Source organism: Maritalea sp. S77, from assembly GCF_049801075.1.
Taxonomy (GTDB): domain Bacteria; phylum Pseudomonadota; class Alphaproteobacteria; order Rhizobiales; family Devosiaceae; genus Maritalea.
In genome coordinates this window covers 79,693-102,437 of the sequence record NZ_JBNAGG010000003.1, presented here as the reverse complement: position 1 = coordinate 102,437, position 22,745 = coordinate 79,693, and the positions used below count along the sequence as shown (strand labels likewise).

The window sequence follows — 22,745 nt, the reverse complement described above, 5'->3', positions numbered from 1 at the left end:
GTTTACGCCTCAAATTCCAAACGTTGACGGACCAGATGATCTGGCATTTCTTTGTAAACGCCTTCAAACATCTTCTCAGGATCAGGGCCTTTGCCGCGATTGAGCGTGCCATATTTCTCGGCTTCTTTTTGAATGGCGATCATTTCGCTTTCAATTTCCGCCATGGCTTGGGTGTGTCGCTCTTCAGACCATGCGCCTTTTTTAATGAGGTGCAGCTTCAACCGCTCCACCGGATCACCCAAGGGCCACGCATCGCTCTCTTCTTTCGGGCGATAGGCGGAGGGATCATCTGAGGTGGAGTGGGCCGCCACGCGATAAGTCACCCATTCAATCAGGGTCGGACCCAAATTACGCCGCGCCCGTTCAGTCGCCCACTTGGACGCCGCCAACACGGCCAGATAGTCATTGCCGTCCACGCGAAGGGAAGGGAAACCATAACCATGGGCACGCGCGGCAAATGGCGCATTGCGCCCACCAGCTAACCCGTTAAAGGAGGAGATGGCCCATTGGTTGTTCACAATGTTCAGCACAACAGGTGGCTGATAGACAGAGGCGAACAACATGCCCGAATGGAAGTCAGTTTCCGCAGTCGACCCGTCGCCAATCCAAGCCGAGGCAATCTTGTCATCGCCGGAAATGGCAGACGCCATTGCCCAGCCAACTGCCTGCACATATTGCGTACCCAAATTGCCGGAAATGGAGAAAAAGCCATGTTCTTTAAAGGAGTAAAGACAGGGCAATTGGTGCCCGTCCAAATTGTCTTTTTCGTTGGAATAGATTTGGCAAATCATGTCAAACATGGAACATCCATCCGCGATCAACAGGCCTTGCTGCCGATAGGTGGGAAAGTTCATGTCGCCTTTGCGCATCATGCGCTGAAAGCCGGTGGCAATCGCTTCTTCGCCCAAGCATTGGGTGTAAAAACTGGTTTTGCCTTGCCGCTGCGCCGTCAGCATCCGCGCATCAAAAATGCGGGTTTTCATCATGTCTTTCAGGCCGCGCAACAGGCTTTCATCATTCAAATCCTCGCCCAAAAAATCGGCCCATGGTCCAACGGCTTCGCCCTTGCGGCTCAACACCCGCACAATCGAATAGGCGAGGTCGCGCATATCTTCAGGCTTGGTATCGATTGCGGGGCATTCAACTGCACCTGCCTTGGGCACATCAATATAGCTAAAGTCTGGTGTGTCGCCCGGGCGCGTTGGCGGTTCTGGCACGTAAATAGATAGCGGGCCGGTGGCTTCCGGCATTTTTTGGTCAGACATGAATATCTCCTCCGGTGCTTATGATGCACCTGATGTCGCGCGAAATTCGACTTAGTCGTCTTAATCTGGCTTGGGGAGATTGGTCAGTTATGCTGACTTTATTTTAAACCCTAGCTCCCCCCAATTATGCATATATTGGCACAAGCTTTGCGCAGTTTCTCACTAAAATAGCCCTTGAACCATACGCTTTTTAGCCGTAAATCTCAATATGGATGTTGATTTTGGAGAAAAAATGAAGATTGACGCCATTGATCGAAAGATTGTTGCGATTTTGCAGGAAGAAGGCCGTATGCGCACCAATGAGCTTGCGGAAAAGGTCGGTCTGTCGCCAACCCCATGCGCGCGCCGGGTTGTGGCGTTGGAAGATCGCGGCGTGATCACAGGCTACACTGCGTCGGTCAATCAGGAAATGTTGGGCCTGCCCATCTCCATCTTTGTGTCAGTTGAGCTAGACAATCAGGGCGCTGAAGCGCTGCAGCTTTTTGAAAAAGAAGTGCAGAGTTTTGAAGAGATCATGGAATGTTTCATCATGACTGGAAGTCAGGATTTTTTGATGCGCGTGGTCGCCGCCGATCTTGGTTCCTATGAGCGCTTCTTGCAAGAAAAGCTCACGCGCGTGCCCGGCATACGCTCCATCCGCTCCCGCTTCGCCCTCCGGCGCATCATCAAACGCGACCGCCTACCCAATTTAAGCCATTAAGAAACAGCTTCCACCTGCGGCGTGAACATATAGCCCGCGCCATAAACGGTGCGGATCAGCTTTGGGTTTTTCGCCGTATCTTTCAGCTTTTTCCTAAGCCGAGACACCTGCGCGTCAATGGAGCGGTCAAAGCTGCCATCGCCATCCTGATCGTAAAGGTCCATCAATTGCTCGCGCGACAAAACTTTGCCCGGCATGCCCAAAAAAGCCTTCAGCAATCGGGCATCTGCGGCGCTTAAAATCTCTGACGTGCCGTCCTTATAGCTCAGCTCGAAGGTAGAAAAATCCACCTGCCAATCGCCAAATTTCAGCTTGTCGCCAAGGCTGGCATTGGCGCGGGGTTGCGCCTTTTCCACCCGCCGCAACAGGCTGCGGGCGCGGGCGGCCAGTTCAATCGTGTTCACAGGTTTCACCAAATAATCATCGGCGCCAAAATCAAGGCCGAGCACCCGGTCGCCCAAGGCTCCGCGGCCACTCACCACTATGGTGGGAATGTTCAATTTCCCCACCGTGTCGCGCAGCAACATCAGCGCATCCCCGTCGGGCAGCGATAGGTCCAAAATGCACAGGGCCGGCGTCTGCGCCAGCAGCGCCGCATCAAAGCTTTTGATGGTTTCAAACGCCTGCACTTCAAACTTTTGCGCTTTCAGCTCACGGCCATAAAGCGCGCGCACATCGGCATCATCTTCTAAGATATAAATCAGCTTCTGATTCATATGGCGCTTTGCTCCCCCCGTGCCAGCGACACTTGCGCTTCAGCAGCAAGGATCGCGCGGGCGAGACTATTGTGCTCAAACGGTTTGCGCAATATGGGGCAGTTTAGACCTTGGTCAAAATCGCTTTTCACCAAATTGGCGTGCCCGGTCATCAGGATCAAGCCCACATGGCCAAAATTGTCACGCACATGGTGCCCCAGCTCCATGCCGCTCATCCCGCCAGGCATCGCAATGTCGGAAAGCACCAGCTCTATGCCGTTCACCTCATCCAGCAATTCCATCGCTTCGGCAGCATTTTCGGCCTCCAGCACTGCATAACCCAATCCCACCAATTCGCGCCGCAACACCGCGCGCACCTCGTCCTGGTCGTCCACCAAAAGCGCCAACGCCCCTTGTTTGTGTGGAAGTTGCGGCACCTCCGGCACAGCTTCAGTCTGCGTTGGGGCCGCCACGTCCGGAATGCAGATTTCAAATTCAGTGCCCAAATCCATGGCGCTGTTCACCGCAATATCCCCGTCCGACATCTGCGCAAAACTTTGCGCCATAGAAAGGCCTAGCCCAGTGCCGCCTGAATGCACCTTAGTGGAAAAGAACGGATCAAAAATCTGTTTTTGCACCTCTTGGCTCATGCCCGTGCCATTGTCGCGACATTGGATTTTGATGTGCTGATCCGCATCTGCCACCAATCGTAATTCAATCAGCCCATGCTCCTTGCGGGTGCTTTCTTCAATCGCCGCTTGTGCATTCAGCGCCAAATTCAACAGCGCATTTTCTAAAGCGCCGGGGTCGACCTTTGCCCACAATTTTTGGGGTGGCAGGTCCAGCCGTAATTGCGTGGTCGCAGGCAGGGAAGGCTTGAGTAAATTGGCGACTTCCTCTACCGCCTCATTCAAATTCACCACCTTTGGGTCCAGCGGTTGCCGCCGCGCCACCGCCAGCAATTGCCGGGTTAGTTCTGCCCCGCGTTTCGCCGCACGGAGGGACGGGGCCACCATCTCTTCGCGCAAATGCGGGTCTTCCATTTGCTCGGCTAGGGGCCGCAAATTGCCCAAAATAATGGTCAGCAGATTGTTGAAATCATGGGAAATCCCAGCCGAAAGTCGCCCAATCGCCTCCATCTTCTGCGCTTGTGACAATGCGGCAGCGGCCTGCTTGTGGCGGGTGAAATTGATCGAGAGCACATAAAAGCCGCGCACTGATTTATCGGCGCGAATGTCGGGCCGCAAAAACACGCGAATTTCCAGCTTGCGCCCGTCCTCATGGTCAAATTCCAGATCAAACTCCACCGCTTCCCCTGCCTTGGCGCGGGCAAAGTAGGGGGCGGAATCCTCATGCATGTGCGGCGACAAAATCTCCTGGCTTTTGTGCCCCACAATATCATCCACCGATTGGCCATAGCTTTGGGCAAACCGCCGATTGACGAATTGAAACACCTCATCTTGATCGAGATAGGCAATGCCCGCGGGCACCTCATTGGCGATCAGCCGCAACCGTTCTTCCGAGCGGCGCAGATCGCGCGTTTGCGCATTGATTCGTTTTTCCAGCTCAATTTCATAGCGCCTCTGCTGGGTAATGTCGGTGTAAATGGTGGCAAAGCCACCCATGGCTAGCGGCGCGCCCGAAACGCGGATCACCCGTCCGTTGGGCCGCACCCGCTCCACCGTGTGGGCGCGAAATTCGCGCGCCACGCGCACCCGCTCGGCCACCTGCTGTTCCACATCACCGGGGCCATATTCCCCATGTTCTGAATTGTAGCGGATAAGCGCTTCAAACTTGGTGCCACGGGTTAAAAGCCGGGCCGGCACATCCAGCAATTCGCCCAATCTTTTATTGGCAAAAACCAGCTCCAAATTCTGGTCAAACACGGTGATGCCCTGATCAATATTATCAAGGCCCGCCTCAATTTGCATCAATAATTCAACGGCTTGGCTGTCGCTGATCTCGTGGTCGCCCATGGCGTTAATGTCCTCCCCACCCGAAAATAGCGCTCGTCACAATTGCGTACAAGTCGGGCATAATCTGGCAACCCCTCCTGGTTAAAACATGGGTAAAGGGATTGCACTGACTTCGGCTTATAGACCAAACTCAAATTCAGTTGAGGTCAAGCGCCTTTGGGGAGGAAAATTGTGACAGAACCATCAAAGATGTTGGATGTAGCCAACATTTCTTTGCGTTTTGGGGGTGTGAAAGCACTCACCGATATTTCGTTTCACGTTGATGAGGGCGAGATTTTCTCGCTGATCGGCCCCAATGGTGCGGGCAAAACATCCATGCTCAATTGCATCTCCGGTCGCTATAAGCCGCAAGAAGGCGCGATCCAGTTTGATGGCAAGGATTTGCTGTCCCGGTCCATCAATGATCGCGCTAAAATTGGCATTGGTCGGACATTCCAAAACCTGGCGCTGTTTTCCCACATGTCGGTGATCGACAATATTCTGGTGGGCCGCCACCATATGATGAAAAACAACTTCCTCACCGGCATGCTTTATTGGGTCGGTGGTGCGCAAAAAGAAGAGGCCGAGGCCCGCGCGGAAATTGAAGACATTATTGATTTTCTCGAAATCCAACATGTGCGCAACGAGCCTGCGGGTTCTCTGTCTTATGGCTTGCGCAAGCGAGTGGAGTTGGCCCGCGCCATCGCCATTCAACCCAAGCTTATTCTTCTCGACGAGCCAATGGCGGGCATGAACCTTGAAGAAAAAGAGGACATGGCCCGCTACATCATCGAACTCAATGAGCAATATGGCATCACCGTGGTGATGATTGAGCATGATATGGGCGTGGTAGTGGATATTTCCCACCGTGTTGCTGTGCTCGATTTCGGCCAGAAGATCGCTGAAGGCCTGCCGGAAGCCGTGGTGGAAGATGAGCAGGTCAAAACCGCCTATCTCGGCATTGATGATTTCTCTATGGATGATGAGAAGGAGGTCGGATAATCATGGCCAACCTCACGGAAAAATCAGGCAGTGACATTCAATGGGCTGACGGGTCTCATCACCTTAAAGCGGTCGCGGAAGCAGACACGCTGCCGAAATTGCTGTCGGCAAATGCCAAGGCTCACCCTAATCAGGTGGCCCAGCGCGAAAAAGATTTCGGCATTTGGAATGAAATCACCTGGCGCCAATTTAACGATCACGTGGCCAAAATGGCGTTGGCGTTTAAAGAGTTTGGCGTGCAACCCGGCGATGTGGTGGCGTTGATTGGCGACAATCGCCCTGAATGGGTGTGGGGCGAGGTGGCCGCCCATGCCAATCAGGCCATGAGCCTGGGCATTTATCGTGACGCGTTGGAAGATGAAATTGCTTACCTCATCAATTATGCCGAACCCAAAATCGTGGTGGCGGAAGATGAAGAGCAGGTCGATAAGTTTTTGATGCTTGGGGATAAAATCCCGTCCATCAAGAAGATCATTTATCACGACACCCGCGGCATGCAGAAATATGATGATCCGCGTTTGATCTATTTGGCGGATGTCGAAAAAATCGGCGCTGACATACTCGCCAAAAACCCAAATGCTTATGCAGACATGGTTGCGGCAACCAAAACAGATGATGTGGCGGTTTTGTGCACCACGTCGGGCACCACATCCAATCCAAAATTGTCCATGTGGAAACATTCGGCATTTCTCGGCCATGCGGTGAACTATTTGAAAGCGGACCCAATGAGCGCAGGCGATGAATATCTCGCCGTGCTGCCATTGTCTTGGGTGATGGAGCAAATGTATTCCGTGGCGTGGAATTTGGTCGCCCGGATGATCGTGAATTTCCCCGAAAGTGAAGACACAGCCATGTCCGACCTGCGCGAGATTGGGCCGCACTTTGTGTTGCTTAGCCCGCGTGTATGGGAAGTGGTGGCCGCTGATATTCGTTCACGCATGATGGAAAGCTCTCCCTGGAAACAAAAGATTTTCGAATGGGGCGTTGAGCGCGGCATTGCGGCGCTGGAAAAGGGCGAACGCGATCAGGTCGCCGAGTTAATCTTGTTCCGCGCTCTGCGCGACCGTTTGGGCTTTTCGCGGCTCAAGTCCGCCGCTACCGGTGGCGCGGCCATGGGTCCGGATACCTTCAAGTTTTTCCAAGCCATGGGCGTGCCGCTCAAGCAGCTTTACGGCCAAACCGAAGGCTTGGGTGCTTATACCATTCATAAGTGGGACGAGGTCGACCACAATTCAGTGGGCTACCCCATGCATGAATGTACAATCTCGATTATCAACCCGGATCATGAGGGCTTAGGCGAGATTGTCGTCAGCCACCCAAATTTGATGAGCGGCTATTATAAAAACAAGGACGCGAGCGACGAGGCCTTTGACGATCAAGGCCGCTTCCTCACTGGTGATGCGGGCTATTTGGATGACAAAGGCCATTTGGTGGTGATCGACCGGATCAAGGATCTGTCAGAAACCAGCACGCAAACCCGCTTCTCCCCACAGTTTATTGAGAACAAATTGAAATTCTCTACCTTTGTGGCCGAAGCTGTGATTTTGGGCAAAGACCAGCCCTATATCGCGGCCATGATCTGCATTCGATATCCCATTGTCTCCAAATGGGCAGAGCAACGGCGCATCGCCTTCACCACTTATACCGACTTGTCCGCGCGCCCAGAAGTTTACGAGTTGATGCGTGAGGAAGTGGAGCGGGTGAATGAGACTTTGCCTGAAGCCCAGCGCATCCAAAAATTCGTGCTGCTTTATAAAGAACTCGATGCGGATGATGGCGAATTGACCCGGACCAAAAAAGTGCGTCGCGGTGTCATCGCCGAGAAATATGGCGACATTATCGAAAAGCTTTATTCCGACGACGAGCGGGTGGCGATTGATACGGTGATTTCTTTCCAAGATGGCACCACCCAGCGCATCAAAACATCGCTCAAAGTTGAAAATCTAAGTCAAGCCCCGAAAGCATCAGATCAAAGGAGCCTTGCCTCATGAAATGGGAACTCTTCTTCCAGCTCTTAGTCAATGGCCTGATTGTGGGCATGCTTTATGGCGTTGTCGCCATGTGCTTTGTGTTGATTTACAAATCCACACAGGTGGTGAACTTTGCGCAAGGTGAATTTCTGGTCTTGGGCGCATGGGTCTGCCTTGCTTTGGTCACCCAAATGCAATTGCCCTTCTTTCTCGCCTTTATCTTCACTCTGATTTTCATGGTGGCCTTCGGCATCATTGTGCAAACGGTGATCTTAAGGCCGCTCATTGGCGAACCCATCATCTCGGTGATCATGGTCACCATTGGCCTGTCTATCTTTATGCAGGCGCTGATGAACTGGATTTTCGGCAATGATGCAAAACGGTTCCCAGATGTGTTTGGCACCACAGATGTGGTCAATATTGCTGGGTTGAATGTGGAAGTGGCCTACCTGCTCTCCCTTGTCCTATCCATCGTGATTATGGGCGTTTTCTTCTGGTTCTTCCGCTTCACCCGGCATGGTCTTGCCATGCGTGCCACCGCTTTCGATCAGCAAATTGCCCAAAGCTTGGGCATCTCGGTCAAACATACGTTCGCCATGGCATGGGCCATCTCGGCCATGGTGTCCGGCGTGGCGGGCATTGTGATTGGCATTGTGAATTCGGTGTCCAATTCTCTCGCTTTTGTGGGCATCAAAGTGTTCCCGGCGGTGATTTTGGGCGGGTTGGATTCCATCGTTGGTGCCGTGGTTGGCGGCATCATTGTTGGCGTGCTGGAAAACCTCGCCGAATATTTTGACGGCCAGTATCTCAAGCTCGGCAATCTCTACACCATCGCGCCATTCTATGTGCTGATCATCATTTTGATGATCAAACCTTATGGCCTGTTCGGCACCAAAGACATTGAGCGGATTTAAGGAGAAACAATATGTCATATGTACCTAATCCGCGCCCCGCTGGTGATTTCCGCACCACCTATAAGGACGATAACCGGCTGTTCAAAACCCACTTTGAAACCCGCTCAGCGCTTGTGTTGTTGGCGTTGGTGATCGTGGCAGCGCCCTTTATCGGCAATTATTGGCTCACCCAGCTTATCTTGATCGGCATTTATGCCATCGCGGCCATTGGCCTCAATATTCTGGTGGGCACCACCGGGCAAATCTCATTGGGGCATGGTGCCTTTTTCGGTTTCGGCGCGTTCGCCAGCGCCTGGCTTGTGAATTCATATGGCGTACCTCCCTTACTGGCCATGCCAGCGGCGGCAGTCCTAACCACCGCCGTTGGCATGATTTTTGGGGTGCCCGCCGCGCGGATTAAAGGTCTTTATCTGGCCATCGCGACACTGGCCTCACAATTCATCCTGACCGACTTTTTCTCACGCGCCGATTGGTTTTCAGGCGGTGTGTATGGTGCATTGGCCGAGCGGCCCAGCTTCTTCGGCTTCGCCTTTGACGATGATCTGCGCTATTTCTATCTGGTGCTGTTCTGGTTGGTTGTGTCCGCTATTGCTGTGACCAACCTATTGCGTTCTCGCGATGGTCGGGCCTTTGTGGCCGTGCGCGACCATTATTTGAGCGCCGAAGTGATGGGCGTCAATCTCACCAAATACCGCATTCTGTCTTTCGGCATTTCATCCTTTTTCGCAGGCTTGGCCGGAGCGCTGTTCGGGCATTATCTCGAATATGTGTCGGTGGAAGGCTTCACCATTCTGCTGTCGATCCAGTTCTTGGCCATGATCATTATTGGCGGGCTGGGCTCAGTCTATGGCGCCATTCTGGGCGCGGCCTTCATCTTGTTGCTGCCGCAAGTCATGGAAAGTATCACCACCATCGCAGCCACAGTTTTTCCGGCCATGGAAAGCGGCAAATCCTATGTGAAGCAAATGTCCATTGGCGCGGCGATCATCCTGTTTTTGATTTTTGAGCCGGAGGGGCTCATCCACCGCTGGCAGCAAATTCGCGCTAGTTGGAAACTCTTCCCCTTCTCGCGCTAGCGGGATTGGGGACCTGAAGAAAAGGCGTTCTTCCCCGGCTATGAAACGCCAAAAAAAACAATATGCCGAGGGTAAAGAGGAGACAAAAGTGAAACACATGAAAACAACTTTATTGGCCCTTTCAGCATCATTGCTGCTGGGCGCATCGGCCCAGGCGCAAGATAGCGTTTTTGTTGGCCACTTGGTTGACTATACCGGGCCAACTGCCTTTGTGGGTAAAGCCTATGGCCCCGGTGTTTTTGATGCCATCAATTATGTAAATGCCAATGGCGGCATTGATGGCACGCAAATTGAACTCACCCAGCTTGACTATGCCTATAAGGTGCCAGAAGCCTTGGCCGCTTATAAAGCATGGTCTAGCCGCGATATGGTGGCGATGCAGGGGTGGGGCACTGCCGATACTGAAGCGCTGATCTCATTTGTGGCAAAAGATAAGATCCCGGTTTTCTCCGCATCTTATTCTGCACACTTGACGGACCCGCAAGGCACAAACCCAGCCACGCAAAAGCCTGCGCCATATAACTTCTTCTATGGCCCTTCCTATTCAGATACCTGCCGGGCATTGGCCCAATGGGCGGCTGAAGATGCGAAGGAAAAAGGCATCGAAAACCCAACCTTCTTGCACGCAGGCGATAATCACCCTTATCCGAATGCGCCAAAAGAAGCGTGTAAGGCCTATGCCGAAGAATTGGGCATGACGGTGGCTGACCCTGTTGTGGTGCCCATGGCGCCGGGTGACTTTAAAGCCCAATGCCTCACGATCAAGGAAAGCGGCGCGCAATATGTCTATCTTGCCAATTTGGGCGGCTCCGTTGTGGCCTTGCTTAAATCTTGCGGCACAGTGGGCGTAGAAGCCAACTATATGGGCAATGTGTGGGCTGGCGACTATGTCACCATCGAAGCTTCACAAGCCAAAAACATGATCTTCCCATCCTCAACCCCATTCTATGGGCAGGATGTGCCGGGCATGGATTTGGTCACCAAAATTGCTGAATCTGGCGAGTTTGCTGATGGCGGCAAGCCAACGCACCACTATATCCGTGGCATTTGCTCAGCGTACTACATGATGGAAGCCATGGCTTGGGCCAAAGAGAATGGCGGCATCACTGGCGAAAACATCAAAAAAGGTATGTACGCCAAGCAAGATTGGGTGCCTGAAGGTCTTGAAGGCGTTTGCTTGCCTTCAACTTGGACTGACACAGACCACCGCGGCTTGATGACCGTAGCGATCAACCAAGGTTCATATGATGGCGAAGTGAAAATTGAGCGCATCAATGAAACCACCTTGCCACGTCGTGACGACTGGTTGGGCCTCTAATCGCAACCACAAACTTTAAGCGGGGGCGTTGGTCCCCGCTGCCAAGAACAAGCTGACGGGAAGGAGGAATAAAATGAAACCACAATTAGCCGCAACAGGTGAAGCGATGGCGACAGAAACCATCCTTTCCGTCAACAATATTGAGGTGGTGTTTAACGAGGTAATCCTCGTGCTGCGCGGCCTCAACCTCAATGTGCAACGCGGTAAAATCACTGCCTTGCTGGGCACCAATGGCGCAGGTAAATCCACCACATTGAAGGCCATCACCAATTTGCTGGCCACTGAAGATGGGGAAGTAACCCGCGGTTCCATTGATTATGAAGGGCAGGACATCACAGACATTGGCCCAGAGGCGCTGGTGCGCAAGGGCGTGTTTTTGGTGATGGAAGGCCGGGGCATTTTGCAAGATATGACCGTGATTGAGAATTTGCGCCTCGGCGCCTATTCGCGCCCCAATGCCAATATCAAAGAAGAGATTGAAGAAGTCTTCCGCTTCTTCCCCCGCCTTAAAGAGCGCACGGGCCTTGCCGGATATCTGTCCGGCGGCGAGCAGCAAATGCTGGCCATTGGCCGCGCTTTGATGGCGAAACCGAAATTGATCTTGATGGACGAACCCTCCATGGGCCTGTCGCCCCTTCTGGTGAAAGAAGTGTTTGGCATCATCAAGCGGCTCAATCGTGAGTTGGGCATCTCCATTTTGCTGGTGGAGCAAAACGCCAATATGGCGCTACATGTGGCAGACGAAGGCTACATCATGGAAAATGGCAAAATCGTTCTCGACGGCACAGCCGAAGAGCTGATGGACAATGAGGACGTGAAAGAATTTTATCTCGGCGGCGGCGGTGAGCGCCGTTCGTTCAAAGACATTAAAAGCTATAAACGCCGCAAGCGTTGGCTTTAGGTGGGTGAGTGCCATGACCCAAGCCTATTTCGACAAAGCCGAAGCGCAAGATCCGCTGTTCCGCCAGTCTGGCCTCATGGCCAAGTTGCGCAAACAATTGGCCCATGCCAGAGCCAATTCCGCCTATTGGCAGGAAGCGCTTGAAGGCATTGATCCCGAAACCATCCAGTCACGGGACGATTTGGCCAAACTGCCCATTTTGCGCAAAAGCGATTTGGTGACTTTGCAGGCAGAGCGCGATTTATTTGGCGGCATTGCCACCGATAAAGCGGCCATCAAGCGGGTGTTTTTCTCCCCCGGTCCCATTGTCGAGCCGCAAGCCAATATTGAGGATCCGTGGCGTATGGCTTCTGCACTTTATGCCGCGGGCATGCGCCAGGGCGATCTGATCGCCAATTGCTTTTCTTATCATCTCACCCCTGCGGGTTTTATGTTTGATGAAGCAGCTGCCAAACTCGGCGCCACCGTGTTCCCGGCCGGGGTGGGCAACACCGAAACGCTGGTGGATGCGTTCAACCATTTCCAAATTTCGGGCTATGTGGGCACGCCAGACTTTTTGCAAATCATTTTGGAAAAAGCCAAGGGCTTGGGCAAAGACATAAAAAGCGTCAAACACGCCCTCGTGTCCGGCGGTCCGCTATTCCCGGCCATGCGCGAATTTTATCAAGGTGAAAATATTGATGTGCGCCAATGTTACGGCACCGCCGAATTGGGCCTCATCGCCTATGAAACGGAAGGCGAAGGCTTGGTGATCGCCGAAGATTGCCTCGTGGAAATTGTCCGCCCCGGCACAGGCGATCCGGTTAATGAAGGCGAGGTGGGCGAAGTGGTGGTCAGCATCTTTAACCCCACCTATCCATTGATCCGCTTTGCCACGGGCGATTTGTCCGCCACCCTGCCGGGCCAATCCGATTGCGGTCGCACCAATGGGCGGCTCAAAGGCTGGCTGGGCCGTGCAGACCAAACCACCAAAGTGCGCGGCATGTTCGTGCATCCGCAACAAATTGCACGCGTGGTTAAAGCCTATCCGCAAGTGGGCCGTGCCCGGTTGGAAGTGACTGAGCAGGAGGGCAAAGACCAAATGACCTTGCTGTGCGAAATCGAAAATGTCGCCCCTGGTCTTCTCGACGATATTGCCCAAACCATGCGGGCCGAAACGCGCCTCCGGGCCGATATTCAAGTCGTGTCGCCCAATGCGTTGCCCAATGATGGCAAGGTAATTGAAGATAAAAGGGTACTTGGCGTTTAACGTGCCAGAAATTTCAGTATAAATACTATGCCAATTGCAAAAATTTGCGCTTAACTGGACATTGATGCGTATAAATACTGTTCATTAGATTTGATCTTTTGCGGCTTTTCGCCATGCTCTGCGCATTTAGCAAAGGAGATGGTAAATGAGCAATCCTCAAATTCTAGCCCAACGCGCAAAGTTCAACGAAGCGTGTGAGATGCAGGCGGAGGCTTGCGCCGCCCTTGGCTCTCCGTTCACGGCGCAGCTCTGCACATTGATGGCGGCAAACTCATTTTCATCACAAGCGTTAGAACAGATGCTGGCCAATTGGCCCGGAGATGTGAGCTATCGCGGGCATTCGGTGCCCTTGCGCCTGTGCGGCGCGCTCAACAGCTTGGCACGGTCGGGCCAAGCGCTCGGCCTAACCGCAGCCTATCCGCCTCACCATGCACAAACGCTTGATGCCGCTTTTTGGCAGGTTTTGGACGAAGCGGTTTTGGCATTTGAGGATCGGATTTTGGCACAACTTGAGTTTGCCCCGCAAACCAATGAAGTCCGTCGGGCAAATGGATTGATGCCAGCACTTTTGCATCTGTCCGTCAGTCATAATTTACCCATAAGGCTTTATGAAATGGGGTCAAGCGCAGGGCTCAATCTGGCGCTAGATAAGTTCGCTTATCGCTTTGCCGGTCAGAACTATGGTCCCAACACCGCGCCTTTCACCCTGCACCCCGATTGGGAGGGACCAACCCCACCGCATGTCGCAATTGATATTCGCCACCGTGCGGGTTGTGATCTCAATCCACTCGATGTGGCGACACCGGAAGGCAGGGGGCGGCTGATGTCCTATATTTGGCCAGACCAAGCCGAGCGTGTTGAGCGCACAGAAAAAGCCATAGAATTGGCCTCCCAATTGGCGATCAAAGTCGACAAGCTAGACGCGGCAAATTGGTTGAAGCAGCAATTGTTCAAAATGACGCCGGGCCATCTTCATGTGGTGTATAACACCGTGGCCTTCCAGTATTTTCCGCCTGAAGCGCAGCAGGAGATTCGCAACCTGTTGATCGAAAGAGGACGCGAGGCAAATGAGGATAAGCCCCTTGTTTGGCTGCAATTAGAAGTGGATGGCAACAAGCCCGGATTTGCGATCTCGCAACAAGTTTGGCCCAGTGGCAAAGCGGTCGAATTGGGGCGTGTTGATGCCCATGGACGCTGGGTCTCTTGGCATATCCACCCAAAAGCGCTTAAGCTGCAAGAGGTTGACGTTTAAATTTAAGAAACCATATGCTTCTGAACGCGAACAAACTTTCGCCTTATCACTTGCTAAGTTGATGTCATAATTGTTTGCTAAGTGCATAACATAAAAATGAATTTTGATGCGCCTTAAGGGAGACCCCATCATGCCGCAACTCATCTCACGCGGTCGCAAACCGCTTAAATCCATGCTTGTCGCGTCTGTAGCGGCCATTTCAATTGGGGCCGCTAGCCCAGTTGTGGCACAAGACACCAGCACCGAAACGACCATGGAAAAATCCATGTCGAGCATCACCCACAAGGTGGAAGTGGGCGCGATCGATTTGACAAATGCCAATATGGATGAAGTTACGCTGCGCGAAATTTTGACCGGCAAAATTAAAGAAAATGCTGACCAGTTGGCAGGCTTGAACGCTGACCGTGTGCGCATTCCTGAGTTGCGATTCTCTTATGAAGTCACCGTGGAAGATGTGTCCACCACCAATGAAATGGTGTTCAAAGAAATCATCTTGGAAGATGTGAGGGACGGCGTAGCCGCCAAAGCGTCGGTTGGCGAAACGCTTGGCGAATTTGGGTCGTCCGGCATGGAAGACAATCCCATGGATGAAGTTGATTTCACCTATGGGATGAGCGAAATCGCTGCATTGAACTTGCCTGCACTTTTGGGTGCCTATGGGATGATCGAAGTCGAAAAGACGGATGAATTTGAAACCGTTTATGAAAGCTATAGCTTGGCAGGCGGTTCTTTGACTTCAGAAGTATTCTCCTGTGAATTTGGTGCGGCACGGTCAGGCACATTCCGGGCAAAGCCTTCTGCCATGGATATGGCTAAACTCACCAGCATGATTGAAGAATTGGAAGCGGCTGAACAGAGCAAGCCAACCCAGGCGCAAATCAGCAACATCATCAATTTCTACGCGCAGTTGCTTTATGGCTTTGAGTCAGACACCACAACAATGGACGGGATTTCCTGTTCGGGCCAAGAAGACGATCAAAAGTTCACCTTCTCCACGGGCGAGATTTCCGTTGGCGCATTTGGCAATGGCATTTATCCCGCCTTTAGCGTGAGCGACATTGACGTGGTGGTTGAAGGCGACGAAGCGGGCACATTCGCGATCGACAATTTCACCTTCAAAGAAATTGATTTCGGCCCAACCTTTGAAAAACTCGGCGAAGCTTCTGACTATACCGAAGAATGGTTCGAGGCGAATATGCGTGGTTTGATCCCGTCAATCAAAGGCTTCTCCTTCAGCGGCATGGCGTTTGATGTGCCAAATGAGGATGACGAGTCAGGCCGTGTCACAGGTTCAGTTGATTTGTTCGACGTGACATTGGCGCAATATCAAAATGGCATCCCGGCAGATATCCGCATCGAAGCGATTGCGATTCAAGCCGATCTGCCGGCGCAAAGCGATGAAGAGGGTGTTCAACAACTCATCGATGCTGGCTTTGAAAAAATCAATATGGGATTTGTCGCCGACCTTGATTGGAATGCCGAGGCCCAAACAATCAATGTGAACACATTGACTGCTGCCATCAAAGAAATGGGCACTGTCGAAATCAAAGGCACCATCGGTGGCGCAACTGAAGCATTGTTTGCCAACGATCCGCAAATGGCCATGATGTCTGCCATGTCATTGGCTGTGACTGATTTGAACCTGATGATCGATGATGAAGGTTTGGTTCAGTTGGCACTTGCCCAAGCGGCCGCAGAACAAGGCGCGCCAGTTGAAGCATTCGCCAACCAAGTCACAGCAATGTCTCAGGGCATGATTGTCGGCATGTTGGGCGGCACCGATTCAGCTGTTCAATTGGGCGAACATGTTGCAGCCTTCCTCGGCGGCAACAAAAAGATCAATGTGAACCTGAAAGCAAAATCAAATTCCGGCCTCGGTATGCCGCAAATGATGATGCTGCAATCAGACCCAACCAAATTGTTGGACTTTGTTGATCTCAATTCAACCCTTGAATAGATCACCTGTACCAAAGCAATTAAGAAGGCCGCCCAATGGGCGGCCTTTTTTAAGGCATGTTGTGCCGCGCACCGTACGGAATGTCTGAGCCGCATAAGTAGAAAGCCCAATGGCGAGACATTTTGTCTGTTTGGTGTGTTTGAAAAGTCATTTAAATTCTGTCAAAACATAGATCATACTTTATTTGATATTTTCCGGAGCCAACAATGATTCGCTTTTTTGCAGCGCTATTTCTATTTATTGTGGTCCATCTGCTGCTGCTTTTTCCTGTCATTTCAAAAGCGCAAACGCCAACTGAATTTGCCTATGAGAAAGACATCCAACTCGATTTGCCGGTTGATGATGTCCGGTACACGATCAAAATTTCAGACCTAAAGATTGCAGGCAGCGCCATCACGCAAGAAGAAATCTTCGCCGCACTTGATGCGGGCGATGTGGCGCAAATTCGGCAATTGTTGAACGCAGACAGCATTGACATCGAACATATTCAAATCGACGTACGGTTGGCCGCTGATGGGTATGTGACCCTCAACCAAGTGGATTTCGAGCAAGTGCAACTCAATCAGTTGGTCGAAGGCCGCGCCGAAAGCGCCAAAGTCATCACCTATCGAGAAAGCGTCAGCTCATTCAGCGGCATGGACGATGTGGCGTCCGACGATCGCAACAGTTCTTTCGATGTTGAATTTCAAAATCTCGATCTGATCGGTTTCTTTTTAGAAAAAGGCATGTTCACCGAAAGCGCCGACGCGGACGCCAACCTATTTGACCAAGCCAAGGTCGCCAAATTTCGCTTTAGTAGCGTCGACGCAAACTGCGAAGGGGAAAATGTCATAATGGAAGGCCCAGTCTCCCCAAAGATCACAGACGTACCGGGCGATGTCACCGTGGCATTTCTAAGCCACGGCGTGGAAGATGAGGAGTATTTGTATTCTGATCAGTTTTCTTCGCTCGTTATCGATGCAACGATTTCTGAATTTTTGACGATGAATTTTCGAAGTCTAACTGCAGAAGAAACCGTATGTAACACATCGGAAGAAATTGGACTTGCAACCATTTCCGTTGGGTCCATCGCGCTGGGTACCGTAGTCGATGGACGGTTTGATGACGTTTTAATAAATGATCTTGTTATCGATAATGGACCATACTCGAATTCCGGAATTTCGTTGGACCGAGTACGGTTTGGCACATTGGATATCAATCCTGCCATCGAGCGCATAAGCGCTTTGACAGATGTGGATTGGGCGGAGCTTCTGGTCAGTCAACCTTACATCTTTATGCCGGAGTTTAGTGGATTTGAGGTGATCAATTTTCAAACTCGAGAGGCTGGCGAAATTGTTAGTCGAGTTGGAAAATTCGCAGTCGCGCTAGGCGACTATTTTCAGGCAAAACCCACTCGAGTGAGGGCAGAAATTTTTGATTTTAAGCGCCGACTAGGGGGTGAAAGCGATAACTTCGATTTGGAGCCTGATGATCCAATTTCGATGCTTAAAAACATATCGCTTGGCGTTGTTGTCGACTTAGGTTGGCTCAAGACATCAGAACAGCTTCACATAAACGAATTCTCATTGTTGGGCGATCCCATGATGGATTTCACATTTACGGCCCAATTTGAAGGGGCAACGGAACTCTTATTTTCGGATGTGCCAGAAGTCATAATTACAAGTTTGCTGACTTTGAAGCTTGATCAGGTTTCACTTAACGTTGCTACCGACGGCGAGTTGTATGAATTGTTTCAGGATGTGGCGGCTTCAATGAATTTACCTTCGGATCCCGAAGAAGATCAGCAAGAAGACACGGATGCAGAAACTGACGAGCTCGAAATTGCGATGGAAAGATATTCCGAAACCTTTTCGAACTACATATTTCCTGACCTGACCGAAGATGAGCTGGAAGCTATTCTTGAAGATATTGCCGCAGGCGAGCGGGACCTCTCGGTCAAAATTGCGGCAAAGAACAATGCGGTGCCAGTGCCCATGCTGCAATTTTTGGTGAAAGATATCGAGCAGCTAAAACGCTATTTCGAAGTCAAAGACGTGAATTACGATCTTAAGAACTAGCTTCAATCTTCTGGATGCGCCGCTCGTGCCGACCACCATCAAACGGCGTTTCCAGCCACGTGGTCACAATCGCTTCAAGCTGATCTTCATAGATCATGCGCTCCCCAAGCGAGAGCACATTGGCATCATTATGCCGCCGCGCCATCTCGGCTGAAAGCGTGTTCCAGCACACCGCGCAACGAATACCTTTAACCTTGTTGGCTGCAATGGCTTCACCATTGCCCGAACCGCCCAACACAATCCCGCGCTCAAAATCCCCTGCGGCAACCGCCTTGGCAACCGGGAAAATAAAGTCCGGATAGTCACAAGACTCATCACTAAAGGTGCCAAAATCCTGCACCTCATGCCCAGCCTCTGTCAAAAAACCTTTGATCTTCTCCTTGTAGCGATATCCAGCGTGATCAGTGCCAATTGCGATTTTCACCTTAACTCTCCCTTGTCAGGTGTTATTGCAGACTAGGGAGACGAAATGTGCCTAGCGCAATGATGTGATTTCGGTACGGTTTATAACCATTCGGAATGTTCGAAAAGCGTAAAATATCAGACCAATACCTAGAGTGACGATAGTAAGTAAAATCCAAATAAGGATGTGGCCAATTACCTCCGCAAGATTAAGATCACATGTAAGTTTACCTATCTTGCGGCCATCAAGATCGACGATATAGGTCTTGTTTAAAACTGTCTTGTAGAAGTAATAAATTGCAAAGAAGCTGCCAATTCCCAGCGTGATAACACTTAAAATTAGCCAAAGAATTACAAATCCTAACGCCTCGAGAAGCGAATATTCGCATTGTAATTTTTGAAAGTTGCTCGTTCGAATATCATTTTGCGCCAATTCCATAAAAACCCATATAATTTAAACCAAAATCTAATTAAGTGTTGAAAGTTGCTTGCAGTCAAGTGGGGCAATTGAATAGCCAAATTGTTTGCTCATGCGAAGTTCACTACCTCGGTTGAGTTCCTCCCCACACCCCATCCCCCTTGCCACCCGTCCTGCATCGTGTTAAATAAACAAACGTTCATTTAATTAAGCGAGGCGATTTTGGCGCGCACTCAGGGGTCCAACGGGCAAGAAACCGCAAAGCGCATTGATGAAGTGGCGCTGAAGCTCTTTGCGAAAAAGGGCTATGCCGCCGTGTCCATGCGCGAGATTGCCCTGGAAGTCGGGGTGCAGGCCGGGGCGCTTTATAATCATTGCCCCAACAAGCAGGCGCTGCTCACCAACTTGCTGGCCGATCATATGCAAGCGCTGTTGGATGCATGGAGCGACATGGAGCTGCCGAAAGACCCGGCGCAACAGCTCGAAGCTTTTGTCCGTTTCCACATCCAATATCACCTGAAACGGCCCGACCAAGTGTTCATCTCCTATATGGAACTGCGCAATCTTGAGCCGGACAATTTCAAGAAAATTGAAGCCTTGCGTCGCCAATATGAGGCGATTCCGAAAAACATTCTCGCCGCCGGGCAAATGGCGGGGCAGTTCAATCTGGCTGACACCCATGTCGCCGCGATGGCCATTCTTGCCCAACTCACCGGGGTCACCACCTGGTACCGCGAGCAGGGGCGGCTGAGCCAACAAAAAATCGAAGATATTTACGTTCAATTGGTGTGCCAATCTGTGGGCATCACCTTAAGTGGAGGACACTGAAATGTTCACAACCGGAATGAATTTCGCCCTTGGGGAAGATATCGAAGCCTTGCGCGAAATGGTGCACCGCTTCGCGCAGGATCGCATTGCGCCCATGGCGGCCAAGATCGACGAAACCAACGAGTTTCCCAACGAGCTTTGGAAAGAATTTGGCGAGCTGGGCCTGTTGGGCGTCACCGTGTCGGAAGAATTTGGCGGCGTGGAAATGGGCTATTTGGCCCACTGCGTGATCGTGGAAGAAATCAGCCGCGCTTCGGCCTCGGTTGGCTTGTCTTATGGCGCGCACTCCAATCTCTGCGTCAACCAGATTTACCGCAACGGCACCCAGGCGCAGAAGGAAAAATATCTGCCCAAGCTGATCTCCGGCGATCATGTGGGCGCCTTGGCTATGTCCGAACCCGGCGCCGGGTCAGACGTGGTGTCCATGCAGCTTCGCGCCAAAAAGGTTGAGGGCGGCTATAGCCTCACCGGCAACAAAATGTGGATCACCAATGGCCCCGATGCGGATACGCTGGTGGTTTATGCCAAAACCGATCCCGAAGCCCATTCCAAAGGCATCACCGCCTTTATCATCGAAAAAGGCATGGAGGGATTCTCCACCGCGCAAAAGCTCGACAAGCTGGGCATGCGCGGCTCAAACACCTGTGAGCTGGTGTTTAAAGATTGTTTTGTGCCGGAAGAAAACATTCTGGGCGAATTGAACAAAGGCGTGCGCGTTTTGATGTCCGGGTTGGACTATGAGCGCGTCGTGCTCGCCGCTGGCCCTGTGGGCATTATGCATGCGGTGCTGGATGTCGCCGTCCCTTATGTACATGAGCGCAAGCAATTTAACCAGGCCATTGGCGAGTTCCAATTGGTGCAGGGCAAATTGGCCGATATTTATTCCACCATGAACGCCAGCCGCGCCTATGTTTATGCCGTGGCGCAAGCCTGCGACCGCGGCGAAACCACCCGCAAAGATGCCGCAGGCTGTATTCTTTATTCGGCGGAAAAAGCAACCCAATGCGCCTTGGATGGCATCCAGCTTTTGGGCGGCAATGGCTACATCAATGAATATCCAACAGGCCGCTTACTGCGCGATGCGAAGCTTTATGAGATCGGCGCAGGCACCAGCGAAATTCGCCGCATGTTGATCGGCCGCGAAATGTTCGTGGAAACGAAATAGAGGGCAAAATGGCGGTCATTAAATCCCAAATCTCCACCGCGTCAGAGAGCTTTAAAACCAATCAAAAAGCGCTGCTGAATCAGATGGCGCAGATTGAAGACGCGGTTGAAATCGCCCGGCAGGGCGGCGGCGAAAAATCGCGTGAGCGCCACACCTCGCGCGGCAAATTGCTGCCGCGTGATCGGGTGGCCAAATTGCTCGATCCCGGCTCGCCCTTTCTGGAAGTCGGCGCCACGGCTGCTCATGGCCTTTACAATGGCGATGCCCCCGGCGCGGGCCTGATCACCGGCATTGGCCGCGTGGCCGGGCAGGAGGTGATGGTGGTGTGCAACGACGCCACCGTTAAGGGCGGCACCTATTATCCCATGACCGTCAAAAAACATTTGCGGGCGCAAGAAATCGCCCTCGAAAACCATTTGCCCTGCGTTTATCTGGTGGATAGCGGCGGGGCCAACCTGCCGAATCAGGATGAAGTCTTTGCTGACCGCGATCATTTTGGCCGGATTTTTTACAATCAAGCCAATATGTCCGCGCGCGGCATCGCGCAAATCGCGGTGGTGATGGGGTCTTGCACCGCCGGTGGTGCCTATGTGCCTGCCATGTCGGACGAAACCATCATCGTCAAAAACCAAGGCACGATTTTCCTTGCCGGCCCGCCCTTGGTGAAAGCCGCCACCGGCGAAGTGGTCACCGCGGAAGATTTGGGCGGCGGCGATGTGCATACGCGCCTCTCCGGCGTTGCCGATCATCTGGCTGAAAATGACGAACATGCCCTGCAATTGGCCCGCGAAGCCGTGGCCAATCTCAATCGGCAAAAACCATCAAGCCTGCTCACCCAAGCGCCCGAAGACCCGCTTTATGATCCCAATGAGATCATCGGCGTGGTGCCTGGCGATTTGAAAACGCCCTATGATATTCGCGAGGTGATCGCCCGCGTGGTCGATGGCTCGCGTTTTGAAGAATTTAAAGCCCGCTATGGCACCACGCTGGTCTGCGGCTTCGCCCATATTCACGGCATGCCGGTGGGCATCATCGCCAATAATGGCGTGCTTTTCTCCGAAAGCGCCGTTAAAGGCGCACACTTTGTGGAGCTGTGCTCCCAGCGCAAAATCCCGCTGGTGTTTTTGCAAAACATCACCGGCTTTATGGTTGGCCGCAAATATGAAAATGAAGGCATCGCCAAAAATGGCGCCAAGCTGGTGACCGCCGTGGCCACCACCTCGGTGCCGAAAATCACCGTTCTGGTGGGCGGCTCTTTCGGCGCCGGCAATTATGGCATGTGCGGCCGCGCCTATCAGCCACGTTTTTTGTGGACATGGCCCAATTCCCGTATCTCGGTGATGGGCGGCGAACAGGCCGCAGGCGTTCTCGCCACCGTCCGCCGCGACGGGCTGGAGCGCAAAGGCGTTGAATGGTCAGCGGAAGAAGAACAGCAGTTCAAACAACCGATCATCGATCAGTTTGAAACCCAGTCCCACCCACTCTACGCATCCGCCCGCCTCTGGGACGATGGCATCATCCACCCCGCCCGCACCCGCGATCAACTCGCGCTCTCCCTCAGCGCGTCCCTCAATGCCCCAATTGCGGACACGCAATTCGGCCTCTTCAGAATGTAGGAGTT

19 protein-coding genes are annotated in these 22,745 nt (G+C 52.3%); 14 read left to right on the top strand and 5 right to left on the bottom strand.

Annotation, left to right across the window (positions count from 1 at the left end):
* Positions 1 to 2 precede the first annotated feature (2 nt).
* A complete protein-coding gene (locus ACP15Y_RS11300; RefSeq protein WP_424983190.1) occupies positions 3 to 1,265 on the bottom strand; it encodes a 3-methyl-2-oxobutanoate dehydrogenase (2-methylpropanoyl-transferring) subunit alpha in 1,263 nt (420 codons plus the stop codon).
* A 232-nt stretch (positions 1,266 to 1,497) separates the two neighbouring features.
* Between ACP15Y_RS11300 and ACP15Y_RS11295 the strand changes: the two genes are divergently transcribed.
* The gene (locus ACP15Y_RS11295) at positions 1,498 to 1,965 is read left to right on the top strand and encodes an Lrp/AsnC family transcriptional regulator (RefSeq protein WP_424983189.1); all 468 of its coding nucleotides are present in this window, start codon (positions 1,498 to 1,500) and stop codon (positions 1,963 to 1,965) included.
* Here the strand turns inward: ACP15Y_RS11295 and ACP15Y_RS11290 are convergent.
* Both ACP15Y_RS11290 and ACP15Y_RS11285 read right to left on the bottom strand, forming a co-directional pair.
* The gene (locus tag ACP15Y_RS11290; protein ID WP_424983188.1) at positions 1,962 to 2,681 is read right to left on the bottom strand and encodes a winged helix-turn-helix domain-containing protein; all 720 of its coding nucleotides are present in this window, start codon (positions 2,679 to 2,681) and stop codon (positions 1,962 to 1,964) included. The genes ACP15Y_RS11295 and ACP15Y_RS11290 overlap by 4 nt on opposite strands.
* Positions 2,678 to 4,636, bottom strand: a complete 1,959-nt coding sequence (locus ACP15Y_RS11285) for a PAS-domain containing protein (RefSeq protein WP_424983187.1) — start codon at positions 4,634 to 4,636, stop codon at positions 2,678 to 2,680. Before ACP15Y_RS11285 ends, ACP15Y_RS11290 begins: the two co-directional genes overlap by 4 nt.
* 189 nt (positions 4,637 to 4,825) lie before the next feature.
* Between ACP15Y_RS11285 and ACP15Y_RS11280 the strand changes: the two genes are divergently transcribed.
* From ACP15Y_RS11280 to ACP15Y_RS11235, 10 genes are all read left to right on the top strand, one after another.
* A complete protein-coding gene (locus ACP15Y_RS11280; protein ID WP_424983535.1) occupies positions 4,826 to 5,617 on the top strand; it encodes an ABC transporter ATP-binding protein in 792 nt (263 codons plus the stop codon).
* A 2-nt stretch (positions 5,618 to 5,619) separates the two neighbouring features.
* Positions 5,620 to 7,608: an AMP-binding protein gene (locus ACP15Y_RS11275; RefSeq protein ID WP_424983186.1), complete on the top strand. Its 1,989-nt coding sequence runs from the start codon at positions 5,620 to 5,622 to the stop codon at positions 7,606 to 7,608.
* On the top strand, positions 7,605 to 8,501 hold the full coding sequence (locus ACP15Y_RS11270) for a branched-chain amino acid ABC transporter permease (RefSeq protein WP_424983185.1): 897 nt from the start codon (positions 7,605 to 7,607) through the stop codon (positions 8,499 to 8,501). The genes ACP15Y_RS11275 and ACP15Y_RS11270 overlap by 4 nt, the downstream gene beginning before the upstream one ends.
* Positions 8,502 to 8,512: 11 nt before the next feature.
* Positions 8,513 to 9,577, top strand: coding sequence for a branched-chain amino acid ABC transporter permease (locus tag ACP15Y_RS11265; RefSeq protein ID WP_133573652.1), 1,065 nt, complete (start codon positions 8,513 to 8,515; stop codon positions 9,575 to 9,577).
* Positions 9,578 to 9,674: 97 nt separating this feature from the next.
* A complete protein-coding gene (locus ACP15Y_RS11260; protein ID WP_424983533.1) occupies positions 9,675 to 10,895 on the top strand; it encodes an ABC transporter substrate-binding protein in 1,221 nt (406 codons plus the stop codon).
* Positions 10,896 to 10,968: 73 nt separating this feature from the next.
* The gene (locus tag ACP15Y_RS11255) at positions 10,969 to 11,796 is read left to right on the top strand and encodes an ABC transporter ATP-binding protein (RefSeq protein WP_424983184.1); all 828 of its coding nucleotides are present in this window, start codon (positions 10,969 to 10,971) and stop codon (positions 11,794 to 11,796) included.
* 13 nt (positions 11,797 to 11,809) lie between these two features.
* The gene (locus ACP15Y_RS11250) at positions 11,810 to 13,045 is read left to right on the top strand and encodes a phenylacetate--CoA ligase family protein (protein WP_424983183.1); all 1,236 of its coding nucleotides are present in this window, start codon (positions 11,810 to 11,812) and stop codon (positions 13,043 to 13,045) included.
* A 145-nt stretch (positions 13,046 to 13,190) separates the two neighbouring features.
* Positions 13,191 to 14,297 (top strand): DUF2332 domain-containing protein, encoded by a 1,107-nt coding sequence (locus ACP15Y_RS11245; RefSeq protein ID WP_424983181.1) that lies wholly within the window; start codon positions 13,191 to 13,193, stop codon positions 14,295 to 14,297.
* 130 nt (positions 14,298 to 14,427) lie between these two features.
* Positions 14,428 to 16,254: a hypothetical protein gene (locus ACP15Y_RS11240; protein ID WP_424983179.1), complete on the top strand. Its 1,827-nt coding sequence runs from the start codon at positions 14,428 to 14,430 to the stop codon at positions 16,252 to 16,254.
* Between the two features lie 206 nt (positions 16,255 to 16,460).
* Entirely contained in the window at positions 16,461 to 18,311 is a 1,851-nt protein-coding gene (locus tag ACP15Y_RS11235) for a hypothetical protein (RefSeq protein ID WP_424983177.1), read from the top strand.
* Here ACP15Y_RS11235 and rpiB read toward each other — a convergent pair.
* Both rpiB and ACP15Y_RS11225 read right to left on the bottom strand, forming a co-directional pair.
* A complete protein-coding gene (rpiB, locus tag ACP15Y_RS11230; protein WP_424983176.1) occupies positions 18,301 to 18,735 on the bottom strand; it encodes a ribose 5-phosphate isomerase B in 435 nt (144 codons plus the stop codon). The two genes, ACP15Y_RS11235 and rpiB, sit on opposite strands and share 11 nt — an antisense overlap.
* Before the next feature lie 51 nt (positions 18,736 to 18,786).
* Positions 18,787 to 19,152: a DUF6693 family protein gene (locus tag ACP15Y_RS11225; RefSeq protein ID WP_424983174.1), complete on the bottom strand. Its 366-nt coding sequence runs from the start codon at positions 19,150 to 19,152 to the stop codon at positions 18,787 to 18,789.
* A gap of 201 nt (positions 19,153 to 19,353) precedes the next feature.
* Between ACP15Y_RS11225 and ACP15Y_RS11220 the strand changes: the two genes are divergently transcribed.
* The 3 genes from ACP15Y_RS11220 to ACP15Y_RS11210 are packed head-to-tail and all read left to right on the top strand — an operon-like array spanning position 19,354 to position 22,740.
* Positions 19,354 to 19,959, top strand: coding sequence for a TetR/AcrR family transcriptional regulator (locus ACP15Y_RS11220; RefSeq protein ID WP_424983173.1), 606 nt, complete (start codon positions 19,354 to 19,356; stop codon positions 19,957 to 19,959).
* A 1-nt stretch (position 19,960) separates the two neighbouring features.
* Positions 19,961 to 21,124: an isovaleryl-CoA dehydrogenase gene (locus tag ACP15Y_RS11215; protein ID WP_424983172.1), complete on the top strand. Its 1,164-nt coding sequence runs from the start codon at positions 19,961 to 19,963 to the stop codon at positions 21,122 to 21,124.
* Positions 21,125 to 21,132: 8 nt separating this feature from the next.
* On the top strand, positions 21,133 to 22,740 hold the full coding sequence (locus ACP15Y_RS11210; RefSeq protein WP_424983171.1) for a carboxyl transferase domain-containing protein: 1,608 nt from the start codon (positions 21,133 to 21,135) through the stop codon (positions 22,738 to 22,740).
* Positions 22,741 to 22,745: the final 5 nt, after the last annotated feature.